21 protein-coding genes and 2 pseudogenes are annotated in these 22,165 nt (G+C 61.2%); 11 read left to right on the forward strand and 12 right to left on the reverse strand.

Annotated features, from left to right (window positions below; genetic code table 11):
- Window positions 1-30: 30 nt before the first annotated feature.
- From argB to coaBC, 6 genes and pseudogenes are all read right to left on the reverse strand, one after another.
- Complete coding sequence (gene argB / locus BLR63_RS23310; protein WP_010566970.1) at window positions 31-936, reverse strand: acetylglutamate kinase; 906 nt, start codon at window positions 934-936, stop codon at window positions 31-33.
- Between the two features lie 19 nt (window positions 937-955).
- Window positions 956-1,438, reverse strand: a pseudogene (locus BLR63_RS23315) (phosphomannomutase/phosphoglucomutase); the annotation flags it as partial.
- 160 nt (window positions 1,439-1,598) lie between these two features.
- Window positions 1,599-2,972, reverse strand: coding sequence for an IS1182 family transposase (locus tag BLR63_RS23320; RefSeq protein ID WP_010568148.1), 1,374 nt, complete (start codon window positions 2,970-2,972; stop codon window positions 1,599-1,601).
- 76 nt (window positions 2,973-3,048) lie between these two features.
- Window positions 3,049-3,975: pseudogene (locus BLR63_RS23325) on the reverse strand (phosphomannomutase/phosphoglucomutase); the annotation flags it as partial.
- A gap of 256 nt (window positions 3,976-4,231) precedes the next feature.
- Window positions 4,232-4,687, reverse strand: a complete 456-nt coding sequence (dut, locus tag BLR63_RS23335) for a dUTP diphosphatase (protein ID WP_010567156.1) — start codon at window positions 4,685-4,687, stop codon at window positions 4,232-4,234.
- Window positions 4,688-4,692: 5 nt separating this feature from the next.
- The gene (gene coaBC, locus BLR63_RS23340; RefSeq protein WP_010567157.1) at window positions 4,693-5,901 is read right to left on the reverse strand and encodes a bifunctional phosphopantothenoylcysteine decarboxylase/phosphopantothenate--cysteine ligase CoaBC; all 1,209 of its coding nucleotides are present in this window, start codon (window positions 5,899-5,901) and stop codon (window positions 4,693-4,695) included.
- A 143-nt stretch (window positions 5,902-6,044) separates the two neighbouring features.
- Here coaBC and radC point away from each other — a divergent pair, with 143 nt between their 5' ends.
- Window positions 6,045-6,719 carry a RadC family protein gene (gene radC, locus BLR63_RS23345; RefSeq protein WP_010567158.1) on the forward strand — a complete coding sequence of 225 codons (675 nt, stop codon included), beginning with the start codon at window positions 6,045-6,047 and terminating at the stop codon, window positions 6,717-6,719.
- 28 nt (window positions 6,720-6,747) lie between these two features.
- On the opposite strand, the gene BLR63_RS23350 is transcribed toward radC, so the two are convergent.
- Window positions 6,748-8,340 (reverse strand): ABC transporter substrate-binding protein, encoded by a 1,593-nt coding sequence (locus BLR63_RS23350; RefSeq protein ID WP_010567159.1) that lies wholly within the window; start codon window positions 8,338-8,340, stop codon window positions 6,748-6,750.
- A 458-nt stretch (window positions 8,341-8,798) separates the two neighbouring features.
- Here BLR63_RS23350 and rpmB point away from each other — a divergent pair, with 458 nt between their 5' ends.
- Both rpmB and rpmG read left to right on the forward strand, forming a co-directional pair.
- A complete protein-coding gene (rpmB, locus tag BLR63_RS23355) occupies window positions 8,799-9,032 on the forward strand; it encodes a 50S ribosomal protein L28 (RefSeq protein WP_003176907.1) in 234 nt (77 codons plus the stop codon).
- Between the two features lie 11 nt (window positions 9,033-9,043).
- Window positions 9,044-9,199, forward strand: a complete 156-nt coding sequence (rpmG, locus tag BLR63_RS23360) for a 50S ribosomal protein L33 (RefSeq protein WP_003176906.1) — start codon at window positions 9,044-9,046, stop codon at window positions 9,197-9,199.
- Window positions 9,200-9,271: 72 nt separating this feature from the next.
- Here rpmG and BLR63_RS23365 read toward each other — a convergent pair whose 3' ends face one another.
- A complete protein-coding gene (locus BLR63_RS23365; RefSeq protein ID WP_010567160.1) occupies window positions 9,272-9,634 on the reverse strand; it encodes a cupin domain-containing protein in 363 nt (120 codons plus the stop codon).
- A 230-nt stretch (window positions 9,635-9,864) separates the two neighbouring features.
- Between BLR63_RS23365 and BLR63_RS23370 the strand changes: the two genes are divergently transcribed.
- Both BLR63_RS23370 and BLR63_RS23375 read left to right on the forward strand, forming a co-directional pair.
- Entirely contained in the window at window positions 9,865-11,358 is a 1,494-nt protein-coding gene (locus tag BLR63_RS23370; protein ID WP_010567161.1) for an aldehyde dehydrogenase, read from the forward strand.
- 161 nt (window positions 11,359-11,519) lie between these two features.
- Entirely contained in the window at window positions 11,520-12,662 is a 1,143-nt protein-coding gene (locus tag BLR63_RS23375) for an MFS transporter (RefSeq protein WP_010567162.1), read from the forward strand.
- 47 nt (window positions 12,663-12,709) lie between these two features.
- Here BLR63_RS23375 and BLR63_RS23380 read toward each other — a convergent pair whose 3' ends face one another.
- The gene (locus BLR63_RS23380) at window positions 12,710-14,278 is read right to left on the reverse strand and encodes a phospholipase D family protein (RefSeq protein WP_010567163.1); all 1,569 of its coding nucleotides are present in this window, start codon (window positions 14,276-14,278) and stop codon (window positions 12,710-12,712) included.
- A gap of 62 nt (window positions 14,279-14,340) precedes the next feature.
- Entirely contained in the window at window positions 14,341-15,765 is a 1,425-nt protein-coding gene (locus tag BLR63_RS23385) for an aminotransferase-like domain-containing protein (protein WP_010567164.1), read from the reverse strand.
- Window positions 15,766-15,931: 166 nt separating this feature from the next.
- Between BLR63_RS23385 and BLR63_RS23390 the strand changes: the two genes are divergently transcribed.
- Window positions 15,932-16,156, forward strand: a complete 225-nt coding sequence (locus BLR63_RS23390) for a DUF1127 domain-containing protein (protein WP_010567165.1) — start codon at window positions 15,932-15,934, stop codon at window positions 16,154-16,156.
- Here the strand turns inward: BLR63_RS23390 and BLR63_RS23395 are convergent, their stop codons facing one another.
- The gene (locus tag BLR63_RS23395) at window positions 16,157-17,449 is read right to left on the reverse strand and encodes an NAD(P)/FAD-dependent oxidoreductase (RefSeq protein WP_010567166.1); all 1,293 of its coding nucleotides are present in this window, start codon (window positions 17,447-17,449) and stop codon (window positions 16,157-16,159) included.
- A gap of 115 nt (window positions 17,450-17,564) precedes the next feature.
- Between BLR63_RS23395 and BLR63_RS23400 the strand changes: the two genes are divergently transcribed.
- Complete coding sequence (locus tag BLR63_RS23400; protein WP_010567167.1) at window positions 17,565-17,918, forward strand: YkgJ family cysteine cluster protein; 354 nt, start codon at window positions 17,565-17,567, stop codon at window positions 17,916-17,918.
- A gap of 47 nt (window positions 17,919-17,965) precedes the next feature.
- Here BLR63_RS23400 and BLR63_RS23405 read toward each other — a convergent pair whose 3' ends face one another.
- Window positions 17,966-18,454 (reverse strand): Lrp/AsnC ligand binding domain-containing protein, encoded by a 489-nt coding sequence (locus BLR63_RS23405; protein ID WP_003206849.1) that lies wholly within the window; start codon window positions 18,452-18,454, stop codon window positions 17,966-17,968.
- A gap of 154 nt (window positions 18,455-18,608) precedes the next feature.
- Here BLR63_RS23405 and dadA point away from each other — a divergent pair, with 154 nt between their 5' ends.
- From dadA to BLR63_RS23425, 4 genes are all read left to right on the forward strand, one after another.
- Window positions 18,609-19,910, forward strand: a complete 1,302-nt coding sequence (gene dadA, locus BLR63_RS23410; RefSeq protein ID WP_010567168.1) for a D-amino acid dehydrogenase — start codon at window positions 18,609-18,611, stop codon at window positions 19,908-19,910.
- On the forward strand, window positions 19,882-20,235 hold the full coding sequence (locus tag BLR63_RS23415; RefSeq protein ID WP_010567169.1) for a RidA family protein: 354 nt from the start codon (window positions 19,882-19,884) through the stop codon (window positions 20,233-20,235). The genes dadA and BLR63_RS23415 overlap by 29 nt, the downstream gene beginning before the upstream one ends.
- A 79-nt stretch (window positions 20,236-20,314) precedes the next feature.
- On the forward strand, window positions 20,315-21,388 hold the full coding sequence (gene alr, locus BLR63_RS23420; RefSeq protein ID WP_010567170.1) for an alanine racemase: 1,074 nt from the start codon (window positions 20,315-20,317) through the stop codon (window positions 21,386-21,388).
- A 116-nt stretch (window positions 21,389-21,504) separates the two neighbouring features.
- Entirely contained in the window at window positions 21,505-22,053 is a 549-nt protein-coding gene (locus tag BLR63_RS23425) for a cupin domain-containing protein (protein ID WP_010567171.1), read from the forward strand.
- Window positions 22,054-22,165: the final 112 nt, after the last annotated feature.

The raw sequence follows: 22,165 nt of genomic DNA on the forward strand, positions 1-22,165 counted from the left end.
GCTCCTACAGAGGGTGGGGCTTTTTTTTGTTTAAGGGCGCTTGCGGTTGCTGATCAGCGTGCCTACACCGGTGTCGGTGAAGATTTCCAGCAGGATCGCATTCGGCACGCGGCCGTCCAGGATCAGCGAGCTACCCACGCCGCCCTGCACCGCTTCCAGGGCGCAACGGATCTTCGGCAGCATGCCGCCATAGATGGTGCCGTCGGCGATCAGTTCGTCCACCTGTTGGGTGGTCAGGCCGGTCAGCACCTTGCCTTGCTTGTCCATCAGGCCGGCGATGTTGGTCAGCAGCATCAACTTTTCAGCTTTCAGCGCTTCGGCCACTTTGCCGGCCACCAGGTCGGCGTTGATGTTGTAGGACTCACCGTTGGCGCCCACGCCGATTGGCGCGATCACCGGAATGAAGTCGCCCTTGACCAGCAGGTTCAGCAGGTCGGTATTGATACCGGTCACTTCGCCCACCTGGCCAATGTCGATGATTTCCGGCTGAGTCATTTCCGGCGTCTGGCGGGTGACCGTCAGTTTTTTCGCGCGGATCAGCTCCGCATCCTTGCCGGTCAGGCCGATGGCGCTGCCGCCGTGACGGTTGATCAGGTTGACGATGTCCTTGTTCACCTGGCCGCCGAGGACCATCTCCACCACGTCCATGGTCTGCGCATCAGTGACGCGCATGCCATCGATGAAGTGACTCTCGATCGACAAGCGCTTGAGCAGGTCGCCGATTTGCGGGCCGCCGCCATGGACCACCACAGGGTGGATCCCCACGGCTTTCATCAACACGATGTCGCGGGCAAAGCCGGTTTTCAGCTCGTCGCTTTCCATGGCATTGCCGCCGTATTTGATCACCAGCGTCTTGCCGACGTAGCGTCGAATGTAAGGCAACGCTTCGGACAGGACCTTGGCGGTGTTGGCAGCGGCTTCGCGTTCGAGGGTCATTCAGGGCTCCGGTAAAAAATCAGAACGGTAATTGGAGATCAGGGGCAACACGTTTCAACTGGGCGTGGAACACATCCTTGATGCGCTGCAACTCAGCCTCGGTATCCGCCTCGAAGCGCAACACCAGCACCGGTGTGGTGTTGGACGCGCGCACCAGGCCCCAGCCTTTGGCGTAATCGACTCGCACACCATCAATGGTGGTCAGGTTGGCACCTTCACCCCATTGCGCATCGTGCAGGGCGTCAATGATGCTGAATTTGCTCTCTTCGGTCACATGGATATTGATCTCAGGCGTAGAAATATCATTCGGGAAGGTCTCAAACAGCCCTTGCGCGGTGGATTTTTCCTTGCTGAGGATCTCCAGCAGACGAGCGGCGCTGTAAATGCCGTCGTCAAACCCGAACCAGCGCTCCTTGAAGAACACGTGGCCGCTCATTTCGCCGGCCAGCAGGGCGCCGGTTTCCTTCATTTTCTTTTTGATCAACGAGTGACCGGTCTTCCACGATTCTGTTGAAAAAGTCGGAATTTCAGGCTGTAAGAAGGCGACGTTGGCCCTCGTTTCAGAACCTGGTCACCACGTTGCGTGGCTTTCCGGTTCTGCATTGACCGTTGCAGCTTGGTTAATAGGTTAATTTGAGGGTTTTTGCTGATTCCGGGCGTACCTATCCCGTGGTCGGCGGCCCTTGTGAGGTCAGTTTCGCCAGTCGTCTTAAATTCTGTACCGCAGCGGCCAAGGTAAATTCGTCGTTTGCACCGGTCATTCCTCGTAGCCTTAATCGATCCAGTTTCAGGATTCGTTTGAGATGAGCGAACAACATTTCGACCTTTTTGCGCTCATGGCGAGAGCACACGTATTGCGGTGTTGCGGCAATTCGCCGAGCAACATTGCGTGCCGCCTCATGGACGCTACGGGCGATTTTTCGGAACGAGGTGTTTGGGCAGCAGCGCTCTTTCATTGAGCATTTAGAGCAGTCTGTTTTCCGGGATCGAAAGATGATGGTGTCGGCTTTCGTGACATGTGAGCGCTGGTTCTTGAAGGCCCGCCACTCGCTGCGCAGGGCGTGCCCCGTGGGACAACGATATTCCTGCGCTTCTTCACTCCATTGAAAATCACTGATCGAGAGGCTCTCGTTCTTACGCTCGGTTTTGTCCCAAACCGGCACATGCGGCTCGATGTCTTTTTCGTTCACCATCCAGGCCAGCATCGGTGCGGTTCCGTAAGCGGTATCGCCGATGAGCCGATCCGGCTTGATGTCGAACTGTTCTTCGACCCGCTCGATCATGGTCTTGGTGCTCTCGACCTCGGCGGTTCGATGCGCTGGGGTCGGCTCCACATCCATGATCACGCCATGCTCGACATCAATCAGATAGTTCGTCGAGTAGGCGAAAAACGCCGGGCCTCCTGGCGCTGCGGTCCAACGAGAAAGTGGATCAGTCAATGACAGGCGCTTAGGCAGTGCTTCGCGTAACGCTTCTTCATCCAGCGCTTCAAGGTACTCACGCACGGCGCGAGTACTCAGCGACGGATCGCGCCAGTTGATTTCATCATCGCCAGGTACGCCACGTTGCCGACTGGCATCTGCTTTGATGACGCTGGCGTCGACCGCAAACCCTTCGCCCTTGACCAGACCTGCGTCCATGCAGCGACGCAGCACCTCGTTGAACAGCCAGCGAAACAGCGAGCTGTCACGAAAGCGACCGTGCCGATTCTTGGAAAACGTAGAGTGATTGGGGACTTCGTCTTCGAGGCTTAAGCGGCAGAACCAGCGATACGCCAAGTTCAAATGAGCCTCTTCGCACAACCGACGTTCGGAGCGAATGCCGTAGCAGTAGCCCACCACCAACAGGCGAATCATCAGTTCGGGATCAATCGATGGGCGCCCGATTGGGCTATAAAAATCGGCGAGATAATGGCGCAGATCGCTGAGATCAAGGCATCGATCAATGCTGCGCAGGAGGTGATTGGCTGGGATGTGATCTTCAATGTTGAACGAGTAAAACAGCCTCTCTTGTCCGCTCGACAATTGTCCCATCATGCTGCGAATCCTCCCGCTGGCCGATGACCTGATTTTGCCGCAGGCCAAGCAGGATATCTACTTTTTCAACAGAATCCCACATTAACGGACGACCGCCATATTCCTTGATCAGTGGGGTGAGGCGGCGGGTGCACTTCACGTCGAAAATGATCTCGGCACCTGGGTTGCGCGCCACCACGTCGCGGGCAAACAGCATCAGCAGACGGTCCGGGAACACGATTTCGCCGGTTTCGGTCACCACGCCCACGCGGTCGCCGTCACCGTCGAAGGCCAGGCCGACATCGGCGCCGGTTTCCTTGACCTTGGCGATCAGGTCCACCAGGTTCTCAGGCTTGCCCGGGTCCGGGTGGTGGTTGGGGAAGTGGCCGTCAACCTCGCAGAACAGCGGGATCACTTCGCAGTTCAGGGCTTCGAGCAGTTGCGGGGCAATCACGCCAGCCGCGCCGTTGCCGCAATCCACCACCACTTTCAGGCGGCGGGCGAGTTTCACGTCGCCGGTGATTTCATCAGAGTAGCGCTGGAGAATGTCGACTTTGGTGATGCTGCCCTTGCCGCTGGTCAGGTCGTTGTTCTTCAGGCGGTCGTGCAGGGCCTGGATCTGTTCGTTGGCGAGGGTGTCGCCGGCGATGACGATCTTGAAGCCGTTGTAGTCCGACGGGTTATGGCTGCCGGTCAGCATGACCCCGGATTTGCCAGCCAAGACGTTGGCCGCATAGTACAGCGCTGGAGTTGGCACCAGGCCGACGTCGCTGACATGGCAGCCGCTGTCGGCCAGGCCCTGGATCAGTTGCTCGACGAGCTCCGGGCCGGACAGGCGACCGTCGCGGCCGACCGAAACGTTAGGCTCATCCTGGGCCAGGCTCTGGGAGCCGATGGCGCGGCCGATCCAGTAGGCGGTTTCGGCGGTCAGGGTCTTGGGGACTACGCCACGGATGTCATAGGCGCGAAAGATGCTGTCGGGGAATGTCGGGGCTACTCGGGCTGCGGTACTCATCGCGGGGGGAAACTCCATCTGAAGGGGGCAAGGCTGGCCTTAACGTGGCTGACCGGCAGGCTCAAACTGAAGGGTATGACGGTGTTTTCGGCAGAGAGTTCGTGCTGCAAAAATGCCATCGGAGTGCTGGCTTCGTGTTTTTGTCTGCGTAATACATTGATTTCATTGGTGAAATCTCGCTCATGAGGTCCGCGCATTCTTCGTCCTGAAAACCCTTGCGGTGGGCGTCGAGCCGGGCAAAAGCGCCCGGCCGGATTCAGCGTGGTCAGTGACTGCCGGAGTGCCCGAAGCCGCCTGCACCGCGTTGGGTCTCGTCGAATTCCTGCACCAGCTCGAAGTGCGCCTGGACCACCGGAACCAGCACCAACTGCGCAATGCGCTCGCCGACAGCGATGTTGAAGGCCGTCTGGCCACGGTTCCAGCACGACACCATCAGCTCGCCCTGGTAGTCCGAGTCGATCAGGCCCACCAGGTTGCCCAGCACGATGCCGTGTTTGTGACCCAGGCCGGAGCGCGGCAGGATCAGCGCCGCCAGGCCCGGGTCGCCGACATAGATCGACAGGCCGGTCGGAATCAGCAGGGTCTGGCCCGGTTCGAGCACGGTGTCCTGCTGGAGCATGGCGCGCAGGTCCAGGCCGGCGGAGCCCGGCGTGGCATAGGCCGGCAGTGGGAAGTCGGTGCCGATGCGGGGGTCGAGGATCTTGGCTTGCAAAGCGTGCATGGAAATTAAACCTGGTTCAGCCGTTGGGCGATAAAAGAGATCAGTTGGCGGGCAATCTTGCCCTTGCTGGTCTGGGCGAAAAGGGTGGCGTGCAGGTCGCGGTCGATCACGCTGCAAGCGTTTTCCTCGCTGTTGAAGCCGATGCTCGGGTTGGCGACATCATTGGCAACGATCAGGTCGAGGTTTTTGTCTTTCAATTTGCGTGCGGCGTAGTCCAGCAGGTGTTCGGTCTCGGCAGCGAAGCCGACGCTGAATGGGCGGTCCGGACGGGTTGCGATGGTGGCCAGGATGTCCGGGTTGCGCACCATTTGCAGGAGCAAGCCGTCACCGCTCGTAGGGTCTTTCTTGAGCTTTTGCGGGGCAACGACTTCAGGGCGGTAGTCTGCAACCGCTGCCGAGGCGATGAACAGGTCGCAGGGAATCGCTGCCTCACAGGCCGCCAACATGTCCCGGCCGCTGACTACATCGATTCGCGTGACGCGATCGGGGGTCGGTAAATGCACCGGCCCGGTGATCAGCGTGACCCGTGCGCCTGCCTCGACCGCCGCTTCGGCCAGGGCGAAGCCCATTTTTCCTGAGCTATGGTTGGTGATGTAGCGCACCGGGTCGATGTTTTCCTGGGTCGGGCCGGCGGTGATCAGCACGTGCTTGCCGGTCAGGGCCAGGTGCTGGAAGCACTCGGCGGCGCACAGCGCCAGGTCAGTAGCCTCGAGCATGCGGCCCATGCCGACGTCGCCGCAGGCCTGGCTGCCGGACGCCGGTCCGAACACCTTGAGGCCACGGCTTTGCAGCAGTTGAGTGTTCGCCTGGGTCGCCGGATCGCGCCACATGGCCTGGTTCATGGCCGGGGCGATGGCGACGGTGGCATCGGTGGCCAGTACCAGGGTGGTCAGCAGGTCATCGGCAATGCCTTGGGCCAGGCGGGCGATCAGGTCGGCGGTGGCCGGGGCGATCAGCACCAGGTCGGCCCATTTGGCCAGTTCGATATGGCCCATGGCGGCTTCGGCCGCCGGGTCCAGCAGGTCCAGGTGAACCGGGTGCCCGGACAAGGCCTGCATGGTCAGCGGCGTGATGAACTCACTGCCGCCGCGGGTCATGACCACGCGCACTTCGGCGCCTTGGTCGAGGAGCCTGCGGACCAGCTCTGCGCTCTTGTAGGCGGCAATGCCGCCGCCGACGCCGAGAACGATGCGTTTCCGATACAGACGCTGCATTGGTTTGCCTTTCCAGTTCAGTGAAGCCAGTTCAGTGACGCTTGCGATGCCCCCTCCCCAGGTGAAATCGCATGCAAAAAAGTGGGGCTACGATAACACAGCGTCCGCCAGGCAACAGCGGCGTGCATGCACAGGGAGGTGGGATGAGTATTCGTGATTGGCCGGCGGCAGAGCGTCCGCGGGAAAAGCTTCTGGAGTGGGGGGCGGCGAGCCTGTCCGACGCCGAGCTGTTGGCAATCTTCCTGCGCACCGGGGTTGCCGGTAGGAGCGCGGTGGACCTGGCGCGTCATCTGTTGGCGCAATTTGGCGGCTTGCGTCCGCTGCTGGAAGCGAGTCAGACATTATTTAACCAGCAACTGGGCCTGGGGCCGGCGAAGTTTGCCCAGTTGCAGGCGGTGCTGGAAATGTCCCGGCGCCACATGGCTGAACGCTTGCGCAATGATTCGGTGCTGGAGAGCCCGGTGATCGTGCGCGATTACCTCAAAGCGTTATTGCGCCACGAGCCCCACGAGGTATTCGGCTGCCTGTTTCTAGACTCCAAGCATCGGGTGCTGGGTTTCGAGGCATTGTCCCAGGGCACCATCGACGCTGCGTTGGTTTACCCCCGGCAAGTGGTCAAGCGCGCCCTGGCCCATAACGCGGCGGCGTTGATCCTGTGTCACAACCATCCTTCCGGGAACACGGAGCCCAGCGCGGCTGATCGAAAATTGACCAAGTTGTTGCAAAAGGCCCTGGAAGTGGTGGATGTGCGGGTGCTGGATCACATTATCGTGGGGGATGGCGATCCGTTGTCGATGGCCGAGTATGGATGGATGTAACCCCGCCCCATTGGGGCGGGGTGGGTGTTCAAGGTTTGACGCTGACTTTCGAGAAGTCCTGGCGTCCGAAAGGGCTTACCTGGTACCCCTCGACAGTCTTGCGGGCCAGGGCGAATGCCGTCGGGTGCGCCAGCGGCAGCCACAACGCCTGTTGCTGGATCTGCGCCTGGGCCTGCTGATACAACTTGCTGCGCACCCCTTGCTCGCTGGTGGTCTTGCCGGCGCTGATGAGTTTGTCCAAGGCCGGGTCGCAGTAACGGGCGAAGTTGGTGCCGGATTTCACCGCCGCGCAGGAGAACTGCGGGGTCAGGAAGTTATCCGGGTCACCGTTGTCACCGGCCCAGCCCATGAACAGCAGGTCGTGCTCACCCGCTTTGGCGCGGCGAATCAACTCGCCCCACTCGATCACGCGGATCTCGGCCTGGATGCCGACATTGGCCAGGTCCGCCTGCAGCAACTGCGCGCCGAGGTTGGGGTTGGGGTTCAGCAGGCTGCCGGTAGGGCGTGTCCAGATGGTGGTTTTGAAACCGTCCTTGAGACCGGCGCGCTCCAGCAGGAGCTTGGCCTTGGCGAGGTCCTGTGGATAACCCGGCAAGTCCTTGGCGTAGCTCCAGGTGTTGGGCGGGTAGGGGCCGTTGGCAGCTTCGGCGGTGCCTTCGAACACTGCTTTGAGATAGCTGCCTTTGTCGAAGGCCAGGTTGATCGCCTGGCGTACTTCGGGCTTGTCCAGCGGTGGGTGTTGGCTGTTGATCGCGACGAATGCGGTCATGAATGCTGCGGTTTTTTCTACTTTGAGTGCAGGATCTTTCTCGGCTTCGCCCACATCCAGGGGTTTGGGTGACAGTGCTATCTGGCATTCGTCGCGGTGCAGTTTCTGCAGGCGCACGTTCGCATCCGGGGTAATGGCGAAGATCAAGTTATCCACAGCCGGTTTGCCGGCGAAGTAGTCCGGGTTGGCTTTGTAGCGGACCACGGCATCTTTCTGGAAGCGGCTGAAGATGAACGGCCCGGTGCCGATCGGCTGGCTGTTGAGCTTCTCCGGGGTGCCGGCCTTGAGCAGTTTGTCGGCGTACTCCGCCGGATAGATCGAGGCAAAGCCCATGCTCAGGGCGGCGAGGAAGGTGGAGTCGGCGTGGTCCAGGGTAAAACGCACGGTCAGCGGGTCGAGCGCATCGATCTTCTTGATCAGATCCGGCAATTGCAGCGACTGCGCATGGGGGAAGCCGCTCTGGGCGATCTGGTGCCATGGGGTGGCCGGGTCGAGCATGCGTTCGAAGCTGAAGCGCACGTCTTCGGCGGTCAGGGTGCGGCTGGGGGTGAAGTACTCGGTACGATGGAATTTCACCCCTGGGTGCAGCTTGAAGGTGTAGGTCAGGCCATCCGGCGAGACATCCCAGCTGTCCGCCAGGCTCGGTACCAGTTTGCCGCTGGTCGCGTCGTAGTCCACCAGGCGGTTCATCAGCACGTCGGCCGAGGCGTTGGTGGTGGTCAGCGAATTGTATTGCACCACGTCGAACCCCTCGGGGCTGGCCTCGGTGCAAACGCTCAAGGTGCTGGCGGCAGAGGCCAGCGGTGCAATAAAGAGAGGGGCGAGCAATAGCGGTAGGGCAGCGAGGCGCATGTTCGGTTTCCTGTGCAGATCGAAGGCCCATCTGCGAGCGCAGTCTGGAAAAGACCTACCGTAGTGGTCTGATTGATAAATGACTAGCCCATTTTTGCCTGTGCTTTTGCCTCAAATGCTGTTTTGATGGCGCCTCAGCACGTTTCGCCGTGCGCTTCACTGCGCGCGCGGGCGCTGTAAATCATTCTGTGCGACGAGCGGTCGGCTATGGCAGCGGCCCCTCCTGGCAACGGTTCGGGCGTCTGTCGCCGAGATTTACACCGGTAAAAACACACGGGCTGTTGTTGCACTTGGGTCTTTCTGGTATAAAGCAGCGCTCTTTTCTAGGGGCCCGGTTCCTTCGCTTGTAGGTGTAGCCGGTAAGACCCTAAAGAAACGCGGCGCCTGGCGCCAAATGACTGAGAGATTAAGCGGCCAACCCATGCCGGGTTGGGCATGTGGTTTTAGAGGGCTGAGGCATGTCGAGAGTCTGTCAAGTTACCGGTAAGGGTCCGGTGACTGGGAATAACATTTCCCACGCAAATAACAAAACCCGTCGTCGTTTCCTGCCGAACCTGCAGCATCACCGCTTCTGGGTTGAAGAAGAGAAACGTTTTGTACGCCTGCGCGTATCCGCCAAAGGCATGCGCATCATCGACAAGCGTGGCATCACTGTCGTGCTGGCCGAAATCCGCGCCGCTGGCAAGATCTAAGGAGCTCTATCATGCGTGAATTGATTCGAATGATCTCTAGCGCCGGTACTGGTCACTTCTACACTACCGACAAGAACAAGCGTACTACCCCGGACAAGCTCGAAAAGAAAATGTTCGACCCGCGCGTTCGCAAGCACGTGATCTACAAAGAAGGCAAAATCAAGTAATTGATTTTCCTCCTTGTGAAAAAAGCCCGTATCTCACGATGCGGGCTTTTTTTTGCGTGTGGGATTTGCCGGTCAGGCTTTTTGCTCGAACACCACGTAGATCTTGCGGCACGGCTCCAGCACTTCCCAGGTGCCGCTGAAGCCAGCGGGAATCACGAAGCGGTCGCCAGCGCGCAGGGTCTTTGAATTGCCCTCGTTGTCGCGCAGTACCGAAACACCCTGCACGATTTCGCAATACTCATGTTCGGTGTAGTTGACCTTCCACTGCCCGACTTCACCTTCCCAGACACCAGCGCTCATCTGTCCGCACGGGCTGTTGTAGTGGTTGTAGATCGTTTGTTCGGGATCGCCCTTGAGGATTTTTTCCGGGGCAGGAAGGTAGCGATCGGGGGCGGAGTTGGCTTGGCTGAAGTCGACGATGTCCTGGATGCTCATGTGCGTGTCCCGTCTGGCCTGCGGTTGGAGAGCCCAAAGTCTATGTTTATTAAAATGAACATCGCAAGGCCGTTTACCGCCGTTATGTCAAATATATTGATACATCCCCAGCCGCTGGTTTAGGGTGGCAGCTGCCTTGAGCCGAACGACTGGCTGGCGGGGCAAGCATTCTTTGAGGCTGCCGGCGGACATCGCCTGGCCCTTGTATTCAATAAGAGGAGGACACTCGCATGACCACCCTGACCCGTGCCGACTGGGAACAACGCGCCAAGGACCTGAAGATCGAAGGCCGCGCCTACATCAATGGCGAATACACCGCCGCTGTTTCCGGCGATACGTTTGAATGCATCAGCCCGGTCGACGGTCGCCTCCTGGCCACTGTTGCCAGCTGTGATGCCGCCGACGCCCAGCGCGCCGTGGAAAACGCCCGCGCCACGTTCAATTCCGGTGTGTGGTCGCGCCTGGCGCCGGCCAAGCGCAAGGCCACGATGATCCGTTTCGCCGCGCTGCTCAAGGCCAATGCCGAAGAGCTGGCGCTGCTTGAAACCCTGGACATGGGCAAGCCAATCAGCGACTCCCTGAACGTCGACGTACCCGGCGCGGCGAATGCCCTGAGCTGGAGCGGCGAGGCGATCGACAAGATTTATGACGAAGTCGCCACCACCCCGCACGATCAGTTGGGCCTGGTGACACGGGAGCCGGTCGGCGTGGTGAGTGCGATCGTGCCGTGGAACTTCCCGTTGATGATGGCCTGCTGGAAGCTCGGCCCGGCCTTGTCCACCGGTAACTCGGTGATCCTCAAGCCATCGGAAAAATCCCCGCTCACCGCCATCCGCATCGCGGCCCTGGCTGTCGAAGCCGGTATTCCAAAAGGCGTGTTCAACGTGCTGCCGGGCTACGGCCACACCGTGGGTAACGCGTTGGCGCTGCACATGGACGTCGACACCCTGGTATTCACCGGTTCCACCAAAATCGCCAAGCAGCTGTTGATCCGCTCCGGCGAGTCGAACATGAAGCGCGTCTGGCTGGAAGCGGGCGGTAAGAGCCCGAATATCGTGTTCGCCGATGCCCCCGACCTGCAAGCCGCTGCGGAATCGGCTGCTGGCGCGATTGCGTTCAACCAGGGCGAAGTCTGCACCGCCGGTTCGCGCCTGCTGGTGGAGCGTTCGATCAAGGATAAATTCCTGCCGCTGGTGATCGAGGCCCTCAAAGCCTGGAAGCCAGGCAACCCGCTGGACCCGGCCACTAACGTCGGCGCGCTGGTGGACACCCAGCAGATGAACACCGTGCTGTCGTATATCGAAGCGGGCCATACGGATGGCGCCAAGCTGGTCGCCGGTGGCAAGCGCACCCTGGAAGAAACGGGCGGCACCTATGTGGAGCCGACGATTTTCGACGGCGTGACCAACGCCATGAAGATTGCCCGGGAAGAGATCTTTGGCCCGGTTCTGTCGGTGATCACGTTCGACAGCGCCGAAGAAGCTATCGCCATCGCCAACGACACCCAATACGGCCTGGCCGCAGCGGTGTGGACGGCGGATATCTCCAAGGCGCACCTGACCGCCAAGGCCTTGCGCGCCGGTAGCGTGTGGGTCAACCAGTACGACGGCGGCGACATGACCGCGCCGTTCGGTGGCTTCAAGCAGTCGGGTAATGGTCGCGACAAGTCGCTGCATGCATTCGACAAGTACACCGAACTGAAGGCGACCTGGATCAAGCTCTAAGCCACACGGCAGGTCCCTGTAGGAGCGAGCTTGCTCGCGAAAAACGTCAACGATAACGCGTGCTGTCTGGTTGAACGCGGTGTCTTTGAGTTCTTCGCGAGCAAGCTCGCTCCTACAGTTCGTTTGCAACCCTGAAAACAATGATCCACAGGAGCGTGGAAATGCGTTGGGCGACATATTTCGCCGTGCTGGCCTCGGTGCTCAGCGTCGGCCTGGCGTTGGGTGTCAGTATGCCGCTGGTGTCCCTGCGCCTCGAAAGCTGGGGCTATGGCAGTTTCGCCATTGGCGTGATGGCAGCGATGCCGGCCTTCGGCGTATTGCTGGGCGCCAAGGTCTCCAGTCGCCTGGCCTCATGGCTGGGGACTGCCAAGCTGATGCGCCTGTGCCTGTGGGCTGGCGCGGTGTCCATTGGTTTGTTGGCGATATTGCCCAGCTACCCGGTGTGGCTGGTGCTGCGGCTGATGATCGGGGTGATCCTGACCATCGTGTTTATCCTTGGCGAAAGCTGGATCAACCAACTGGTGGTGGAGCAGTGGCGCGGTCGGCTGGTGGCGCTGTATGGCTGCAGTTACGCCTTGAGCCAGCTGTCGGGTCCCTTGCTGTTGGGCGTGATCGGCACCGAGCATGACTACGGTTTCTGGGTCGGCGTGGGCCTGCTGACGGTCGCACCGCTGCTGTTGCTGGGGCGTTCCGGCGCGCCGACGGCCGAGTCGTTCGGCGTGACGTTCAGCGACCTGTGGCGCTTCTGCCTGAGCCTGCCGGCGATTGCCTGGGCGGTGGCCCTGTTCGCCGCGTTCGAAGCGATGATCCTGACGCTGCTGCCGGTGTATTGCCTGCAACAGGGCTTCACCGCCGAGATCGCCCTCGCGATGGTCAGCACGGTGGTGGTCGGCGATGCATTGCTGCAGTTGCCCATCGGCGCGCTGGCCGATTACCTGCCACGGCGCACGCTGTTCCTGGGGTGTGCATTGCTGTTGCTGGTATCGAGCCTGGCGGTTCCGCTGTTGATGCACACGCCGCTGATCTGGCCGGTATGGGTGCTGTTCGGTGCCAGTGCCGGTGGATTGTTTACCTTGTCGTTGATCCTGATCGGCGAGCGCTACCGCGACGACGCGCTGGTGCGGGCCAATGCCCATGTCGCGCAGTTGTGGGGCATCGGTTGCCTGATCGGCCCGCTGGTGGCCGGTGCGGGCAGCCAGTGGATCAGTGGGCATGCCCTGCCATGGCTGATGGCGGCCGGGGCGTTGGGGCTGGTGCTGTTGTTGCTGCGCCAAGGGGCCTTTGGTGTGGCGCAGCCTGTTTAGGTGATGCGTGGGGGCAGGTCGGGCGCGGTGTTCTTGCGTTTTTGCTCCTACAGCATGCGCTCCAGGCCCACGCGGGTGGCGAACCAGGCATTGAACCGCCGCCACCAACTGCCCGGCTCACGGGACAGGGTGTGCAGTCGGCCGTTGTCCTCGGTCACCCACACCACGTTGCCGCCCTTGAGTTTCGCTTCATAGCTCAAGGGCGGCGCCATGCCTTCCAGCGCCAGGTTGCGCACGTGTTCGGCCAGTTCGGGGCTGTCCACCAGCACGCCGACTTCAGTGTTCCACAGCGCCGAGCGCGGGTCGAAGTTGAACGAGCCGATGAATGATTTCGTCCGGTCGAAAATCATCGCTTTGCTGTGCAGGCTCGAATCCGAACCTCGGAAGGCGCCGCGCCGAAACAGGTGTGGCCCGCTGCCGGCGCCGGGTGCGCCGGGCTGGCGACGCAGCTCATAGAGTTTTACCCCGTATTCCAGCAGCGCCTTGCGATAGGGCGCGTAGCCGCCGTGTACGGCCGGCACGTCGGTGGCTTCCAGGGAGTTGGTCAACAGGCTGACCGACACACCCGCATCGGCCCGTCCGGTCAGGTACACCACCCCGGACGGGCCCGGCACGAAGTACGCCGAGATCATCATCAACTCGTGGTTGACCCCTTGCAGTTCCGGCGCCAGTTGGGTGGTCAGCAGTAATCGAGGGTCGGGGTCGGCTTCTGCCAGCACTTTGCTTGGCGCGTCCCACAATGCCTGGTTCCAGGCCCAGATCAGCTCGCGGCGCCACATGTCCATGCGCGGTTCGGTCTGGTAGATGCGCAGGCGGTTGTACAGGGCGTGGTTCTGTTGGCGGGATTGGGCCAGCGACTCGTTCAGGAGCCGGCGCGCAGCGGCCAGGTCGCCTTTGGACGGCAGGTTGGAGACGAACTCGGCGATGGGTTTGCTCAGGGCGCTGTTCCAATACTGATCGAAGCTGTGGCCGAGCTGTTCGGCTACCGGGCCCATGCTGAGCATGTCGATATCGGTGAAGTTCAGGTTGGGCTCGGCGTCGAAATACTCATCCCCCAGGTTGCGCCCGCCAACAATGGCCGCGCTGTTATCCGCCAGCCATAGCTTGTTGTGCATGCGTCGGTGTTGCAGCGACAGGTTGAACAGGCGGCCCATGGCGCGTGTGACCCCGGTACTGCGCCCCAGGTGCAATGGGTTGAACAAGCGAATATCGATCCGGGGATGGGCGGCGAGGGTGGCAATCACCTCATCGAGGCCGTCGCTGGTGGTGTCGTCCAGCAGGATGCGCACGCGCACGCCCCGGTCGGCGGCCTTGAGCAGTTCGTCCACGAGCATGCGTGTGCTGATGCCGTCGTGCACGATGTAGTACTGCAGGTCGAGGCTGGTCTGGGCGTTGCGGATCAGTTCGGCGCGGGCCATGAAGGCTTCGCTGCTGCTGGGGAGCAGGCGAAAGCCCGAGCGGCCTTGATACGCTGCGGCCTGGGCCTGGATCGAGCGGCCGAACGACGATTGCGCGGCCGGCAGGGCGTCACTGGGGATGCGCGGCGCGGTCACCGTGGCGCATCCGCCCAGGGCCAGGGCTCCCAACAGGAAAAACGGTAAAAGCCGTCGAATCATCAAGGGAGTCGCTTCCGGATCAGGGCGGTTGTCGACATATGACGGCAATTTCCCGCGAAAGGTCAGTCGGCTGCCTTGGCCAGCAGGTTGCTCGCGGCGGCGCCTACCTTACGCACGGCTTCTTCAATCTGCGGAGTGGGTTTGGCAGCGTAGTTCATGCGCAGGCAATTCCTGTACTTGCCCGAAGCCGAAAAAATACTGCCCACCGCGATCTGTACGCCTTGTTCCACCAGCACGCGATTGAGCTTCAACGTATCAAAGCCTTCCGGCAGCTCGACCCACAGCATGAAACTGCCTTGGGGCCGGCTGGCACGGGTGCCCGCCGGGAAATAGCGGCTGACCCAGTCGAGCATCAAGTCGCGATTGCGCTGGTATTGGGTGCGCATCCGGCGTAAATGCGGTTCGAAATGGCCGCCCTTGAGAAATTCGGCGATGGCGATCTGCGGCTGTGTGGCGGTGGAACCGGTGCTGATGTACTTCATGTGCAGCACTCGCTCCAGGTATCGACCGGGCGCTACCCAACCAATGCGCAGGCCTGGCGCCAGGGTTTTCGAGAACGAGCTGCACAGCAGCACGCGGCCATCTTCGTCGAAGGATTTGATGGTGCGCGGGCGCGGATAGCTGTAGGCCAATTCGCCGTAGACGTCATCCTCGATGATCGCCACGTCAAAGCGCTGGGCCAGGGTCAGCAGCGCCCGTTTGCGCGCCTCCGGCATGATGTAGCCCAAGGGATTGTTGCAGTTGGGGGTCAACTGGATGACCTTGATCGGCCACTGCTCCAGCGCCAGTTCCAAGGCTTCCAGGCTGATGCCGGTGAGCGGGTCCGTAGGGATTTCCAGGGCTTTCATGCCCAGGCCCTTGAGGGTCTGCATGGCGCCGTGGAAGCTCGGCGAGTCCACCGCAACGATATCTCCCGGCTCGCAGATCGCATGGATGCTGGCGGACAGCGCCTCGTGGCAGCCGGTGGTGATCACGATGTCTTCAGCGCTCAGTTGGCAGCCCGAATCCAGTGACAGCCGGGCGATCTGCTCCCGCAATTCCATACAGCCGAGGATATTGTCGTAATACAACCCCGGCAGATCCTGGCGTCGACTCACGCGTGCCAGGCTGCGCAGCAAGGGCTTGATGGTGGGGGACAATACATCCGGCATGCCACGCCCCAGCTGTATGACGTCTTTGCGCGGCACGGCGCGAATCAGTTCGAGCACCTGGTCCCACTGGGAAATTTCCACCGGACGCTGGGCCGGCCGCCCGACTTCGGGCAGTGCCGGCAGCTCGCGGCCAACCGGAACGAAGTAGCCGGATTTCGGCTTGGGCGTCGCCAGGCCGTTGTCTTCCAGCAGCCGGTACGCCTGCTGCACGGTGCTCAGGCTGACCCCATGCTCCACACTCAAGGCGCGTACCGAGGGCAGGCGATCGCCGGGGCGATAGAAACCCTGTTCGATGCGTGTGCCCAGTAGTTCGGCGAGGTTGACGTAAAGGGTCATGGCGGTCGCTCCCAGGGGACCAGTACAGATTGGGGGAAAATACAGGATTCAGCCGCGCAGAGGCAGTGTCTGTATGGATTTAATAAAGATCCATTGAATCTGTAATGGTTTTGCTTGCTCACCCATTCTAGTCACTCATGGCAACAGGCAAACGAGGGGCAGCAAAATGAACGGGATGAGCGATGTGCGGCTGATGTTACGCAGTCAGGAATTGCAGGCTGAGCAAGAGCGGGCGAGCGCGCCGCGCGATATCAGTCGTTGGCAGCTGTTCTGGCGTCGTCGCCACACGCGCAAGGCCTTGCTGCATTTGACCCGCGAGCAGCTGCGCGATATCGGGTTGACCCCGGAGCAGGCGCGCCAGGAGGGCTTGAAGCCATTCTGGCGCGATTGATCAGACCAGCTCTTTGAGGCGGTGCCAGAGCATCCCCAATGCCAGCAACGGCGAACGCAGGTGTTTACCGCCGGGGAAGGTGATATGCGGGACTTGGGCGAACAGGTCGAAACGCCCCTGTTGCTGGCCGCTGATGGCCTCGGCCAGCAGCTTGCCCGCCAGGTGCGTGGCGTTGAGGCCATGGCCCGCATAGGCCTGGGCGTAATACACATTGGGTTGATCCGCCAGCCGGCCGATCTGGGGCAGGCGGTTGGCGCCGATGCCGATCATCCCACCCCATTGGTAGTCGATTTTGACGCCGGCCAGTTGTGGGAACACGTGGAGCATCTTCGGCTGCATGTAGGCGCCGATGTCCTTGGGGTCGCGTCCGGAATAGTGGCAGGCGCCGCCGAACAACAGGCGACGGTCGGCGGAGAGGCGGAAGTAATCCACCGTCACCCGCTGGTCGCACACCGCCATGTTCTGCGGCAGCAACTGGGCGGCCTGGGCTTCGCTCAAGGGCTCGGTGGCGATGATGTAGCTGCCGGCGGGCAGGACCTTGCCACCCAACTGCGGATTGAGCCCATTCAGGTAAGCATTGCAGGCTAGCACCAGGGTGTTGGCGTGCACCGTGCCGTTGGCGGTGTGCACCTTGACCTCGGGCCCGTAGTCGATGCGCGTCACGTTGGATTGCTCGAATAACTGCACCCCCAACTGTTGCGCGGCTGCCGCTTCACCCAGCGCCAGGTTCAACGGGTGCAGGTGGCCGGAGCCCATGTCGATCATGCCGCCCACGTAGCGGTCGGAGCCGATCACGCTGCCCATCTCGGCGGCTTGCAGCAGGCGCACCTCGTGGCGGTAACCCAGGGCGCGCAGTTCTTCGGCGTCTTCGGCCAGGCCTTGCAGGTCGCGGGGTTTATTGGCGAGGTCGCAGTAGCCCCAGGTCAGGTCGCAGGGGATCTGGAAGCGCTCGACGCGCTCGCGCACGATTTCCACGGCCTCCAGCCCCATCAGCTTCATCTGGCACACGCCGTCGGTGCCGATCACGTTGGCGAACTGCTCCAGGCCGTGACCGATGCCGCGAATCAACTGTCCGCCGTTGCGCCCGCTGGCGCCCCAGGCGATTTTGCGCGCTTCCAGCAGGACAACGCGCAGGCCGCGTTCAGCCAGCTCCAGGGCAGTGTTGAGCCCGGAAAACCCACCGCCGATCACACACACATCGGCGCGTACATCGCCCGTCAACGCCGGGTAATCGGGTTGCGGCAGGCTGCTGGCGGCATAGTAGGAAGCGGTGTGCCGGGTGCTGGCAGTCATCGGGAGCATCCCTGTCTGGAAAATTTGACGCAGGATACAGCGGTCGGACGAAGCTGTCTGCGCGGGGTGTTTTGCGTCAGAATCCACGTCTATTCGCCGTTCGGTACGTGTTTCGATGAGTTGCAACAGTCAGAAAATCAGCGCCCTGCGCAGGCAGATTCCTACGTTCGAGTGCGTCCCCGGCTGCCACGACTGTTGTGGGCCGGTGACCACGTCGCCCGAGGAAATGTCGCGGCTGCCGCGCAAGACCGCTGCGGAGCAGGAGGCCGCCATGGATGAGTTGAACTGCGTGCACCTGGGCCCCAACGGCTGCACCGTGTATGACGAACGGCCGCTGATCTGTCGACTGTTCGGCACCACAAAGACCTTGCCATGCCCCAATGGGCGCGGGCCGCTGGAGCTGATTCACCCACGGGTGGAAAAGCAGATCCACGAATACATGGCGAGCACCCGGCAGGTGCTGGTCTAAATGTGGGAGGGAGCACGCCCCCTTCCACATTGACCCAGTTGTGTCAGTCAGTCGGGGATCGGCAGGTTCAGGCTCTCCTTCACCTCTTCCATCACGATATAGCTCTTGGACTCTCGCACATGGGGCAGCTTGAGCAGGATATCGCCGAGCAATTTGCGGTACGACGCCATTTCGGAAATCCGTGCCTTCACCAGATAGTCGAAGTCCCCCGAGACCAGGTGGCATTCCAGTACATGGGGCAGTTTCAGCACGGCGCGGCGGAACTCCTCAAAGGTGTCGCCGGATTTGTAATCCAGGCTGATCTCGACAAATACCAGCAAACTCCCCTTCAAATGCTGGGGATTGAGCCGTGCGTTGTAGCCCATGATGATCCCTTCGCGCTCCAGGCGCCGCACGCGTTCTGTGCAGGGGGTGGTCGACAGTCCGACCTTTTCCCCCAGCTCCGTGAACGAAATACGCCCGTCGGCTTGTAGGATGCGCAGGATGTTGCGGTCGATCTTGTCCAGCTCCCGCTTGGTCTGGGTGTTGGTACGCATAGGGGATACGCCTCTGTGAAAAGGGTTTTTGCCGAGAATTGTCGCCAAATATAAGCATTTATATAGTGAAATGCACTGGTGATTGCTTTTTATACTGCGCACATCATTGCTCGAACAACACACGTCGGCGGTCAGCCGCGATGAGGATATAAAAATGCGCGTTCTGGTCTTGGGTAGCGGCGTCATTGGGGTGACCAGTGCCTACTATTTGGCGCGGGCTGGTTTTGAAGTGGTCGTGGTCGACCGTCAACCTGCCGCTGCCATGGAAACCAGTTTCGCCAACGCCGGCCAGGTGTCCCCTGGCTACGCCTCACCATGGGCCGCTCCGGGCGTGCCGCTCAAGGCCATCAAGTGGCTGCTGCAACGCCACGCGCCGCTGGCGATCAAGGCCACTGCCAGTATCGACCAATACCTGTGGATGGCCCAGATGCTGCGCAACTGCACGGCCAGCCGGTATGCGGTGAACAAGGAGCGCATGGTGCGCTTGTCCGAGTACAGCCGCGACTGCCTCGACGAACTGCGCGCTGAAACCGGCATTGCCTACGAAGGCCGCACGCTCGGAACTACCCAGCTGTTCCGCACCCAGGCCCAGCTCGATGGCGCGGCTAAAGATATCGCCGTGTTGAAAGAGTCCGGCGTGCCGTTCGAACTGCTCGACCGCGCCGGCATCGCCCGCGTTGAACCGGCCCTGGCCAGTGTCACCGATATCCTCGCCGGTGCCCTGCGCCTGCCGAACGACCAGACTGGCGACTGCCAGATGTTCACCACCCGCCTGGCCGAGATGTGCAAGCAGTTGGGCGTGGAATTCCGTTTCGAACAGGACATCCAGCGCCTCGACCACGCCGGCGAGCGCATCAACGGTGTGTGGATCGACGGCAAGCTGGAAACCGCCGACCGCTACGTCCTGGCCCTCGGCAGTTATTCGCCGCAGTTGCTCAAGCCGCTGGGAATCAAGGCGCCGGTATACCCGCTCAAGGGCTACTCGCTGACCGTGCCGATCACCAACCCGGCGATGGCGCCGACATCGACCATTCTCGACGAGACCTACAAGGTCGCGATCACCCGTTTCGACAACCGCATCCGCGTCGGCGGCATGGCTGAAATCGCCGGTTTTGACCTGTCGCTGAACCCGCGTCGGCGTGAAACCCTGGAGATGATCGTCAACGACCTTTATCCTCAGGGCGGCGATCTGACCGAAGCGATCTTTTGGACCGGGCTGCGTCCAACCACGCCTGATGGCACACCGATTGTCGGCGCTACTCCGTTCAAGAACCTGTTCCTGAACACCGGCCACGGCACCCTCGGTTGGACCATGGCCTGTGGCTCCGGTCGTCTGCTGGCTGACCTGATGGCGAAGAAAACCCCGCAGATCAGCGCCGAAGGCCTCGATATTTCCCGTTATGGCAACCACCAGGAGACTGCAAAACATGTCAATCCAGCGCCAGCTCACCAATGAGCGCATGAGCCAGATCGTTACCCACGGCGGGACTGTGTATCTGGCAGGGCAAGTCGGCGACGATCTGAGTGCCGGGATTGAACAGCAGACCCGTGAAACCCTGGCCAATATCGAGCGCTTGCTGGACCTGGCCGGTACCGACAAGACCAAGTTGCTGTCGGTGACGATCTACCTGAAAGACATCGACGCCGATTTCGCCGGCATGAACGCGGTGTGGGACACATGGCTGCCCAAGGGTGTCGCCCCGGCCCGCGCCACCGTTGAAGCGAAGCTGTGCGAACCGGAAATTCTGGTAGAGCTGTCCGTCGTGGCTGCGCTGCCGTAAACAACGATCCCTCTCCCGGCGCCGATGTTGTCGGTCGGCGCCGGTTTTTTCTTCCCTTGCCGCCTAGAAGCCTGCCGCCATGCGTCCTGCCCGTGCCCTGATCGACCTCCAAGCCCTGCGTCACAATTATCAATTGGCCCGTGAAGTCACGGGGGCCAAGGCCCTCGCCGTGATCAAGGCCGATGCCTACGGCCATGGTGCCGTGCGCGTGGCCCAGGCGCTGGAAGCCGAGGCCGACGGGTTTGCCGTGGCTTGTATCGAGGAAGCGCTGGAGCTGCGGGCCGCTGGCATCCGCGCGCCGGTATTGCTGCTCGAAGGGTTTTTCGAAGCCGACGAGCTGCCGCTGATCATCGAGCATGATTTCTGGTGCGTGGTGCATTCGCTGTGGCAACTGGAGGCAATCGAACAGGCGGCCTTGAGCAAGCCACTCACTGTTTGGCTCAAGCTCGACTCGGGCATGCACCGCGTTGGTCTGCATCCCAAGGACTACCACGAGGCGTACCAGCGCCTGCTGGCCAGCGGCAAGGTGGCCAAGATCGTGTTGATGAGCCACTTCGCCCGTGCCGACGAACTCGATTGCGTGCGCAGCAATGAACAGCTGGCGATATTCGATGCGGCGCGCCAGGGCTTGTCGGCCGAAGTGAGCCTGCGCAACTCGCCGTCGGTGATGGGGTGGCCGAATGTGTCCAGCGACTGGGTGCGCCCGGGCATCATGCTGTATGGCTCGACGCCATTTACCGAAGACCAGGCCATCGCCGCGCGCTTGCAGCCGGTGATGACCCTGGAATCGAAAGTCATCTGCGTGCGTGAACTGCCGGCCGGCGAGCCCGTGGGTTACGGCGCCAAGTTCATCACGCCAAAACCGATGCGCATCGGCGTGGTTGCCATGGGGTATGCCGATGGTTACCCGCGCCATGCGCCGACCGGCACGCCGGTGCTGGTCGCCGGGCAACGCAGCCAGTTGCTGGGGCGTGTGTCCATGGACATGCTGTGCATCGACCTGACCGACGTGCCGCAAGCGGGTTTGGGTTCCACCGTCGAGCTGTGGGGCAAGAACATCCTCGCCAGTGACGTCGCGACGGCCGCCGAGACCATTCCCTACCAGATCTTTTGCAACCTGCGCCGGGTGCCAAGGCTCTATTGCGGCACTTGATCGCCCACGACGAAGGCCGTTGCCTGGGATTTAGGCCCAAGTGTTGTAAATACTGAACGCTGTCGCCATGATACCGCTCAATTACAACAAAGCCTGAATCCTAGGAGGCTCCCGCATTGGACGTCGGCGAACGACTGCAATCCATCCGTAAGCTGAAGGGTCTTTCCCAGCGTGAGCTCGCCAAGCGTGCGGGTGTCACCAACAGCACCATTTCGATGATCGAGAAAAACAGTGTCAGCCCTTCCATCAGTTCCTTGCGCAAGGTGCTGGGCGGCATCCCCATGTCGATGGTCGAGTTCTTTTCCGAGGAAGTCCTCCAGGAAATACCGACACAGGTCGTCTACAAAGCCAACGAACTGATCGACATCTCTGATGGCGCCGTCACCATGAAGCTGGTGGGCCGTGCGCATCCGGGTCGGGCGATCACGTTTCTCACCGAGATTTACCCGCCTGGCGCCGACACCGGCGAAGAAATGCTCACCCACGAAGGCGAAGAAACCGGAATTCTGGTGGAAGGCCGCCTGGAATTGGTGGTCGGTCTTGAAACTTTTGTGCTCGAAGCCGGCGATAGCTACTACTTTGAAAGCACCAAGCCTCACCGTTTTCGCAATCCGTTCGATGTGCCGGCGCGACTAATCAGCGCAGCCACACCGGCGAACTTTTGATAGAAGAGGCGTCCTGCCAGCGTTGCAGAGGCACCCGAGCCGTATTTCGCCAGGTTGAATCCCCCTTTATTTAATAGGGTTGTTTCGGCCAGGCGGGGTAACCGTTATACTT

It is taken from the genome of Pseudomonas extremaustralis (assembly GCF_900102035.1).
Lineage (GTDB): Bacteria > Pseudomonadota > Gammaproteobacteria > Pseudomonadales > Pseudomonadaceae > Aquipseudomonas > Aquipseudomonas extremaustralis.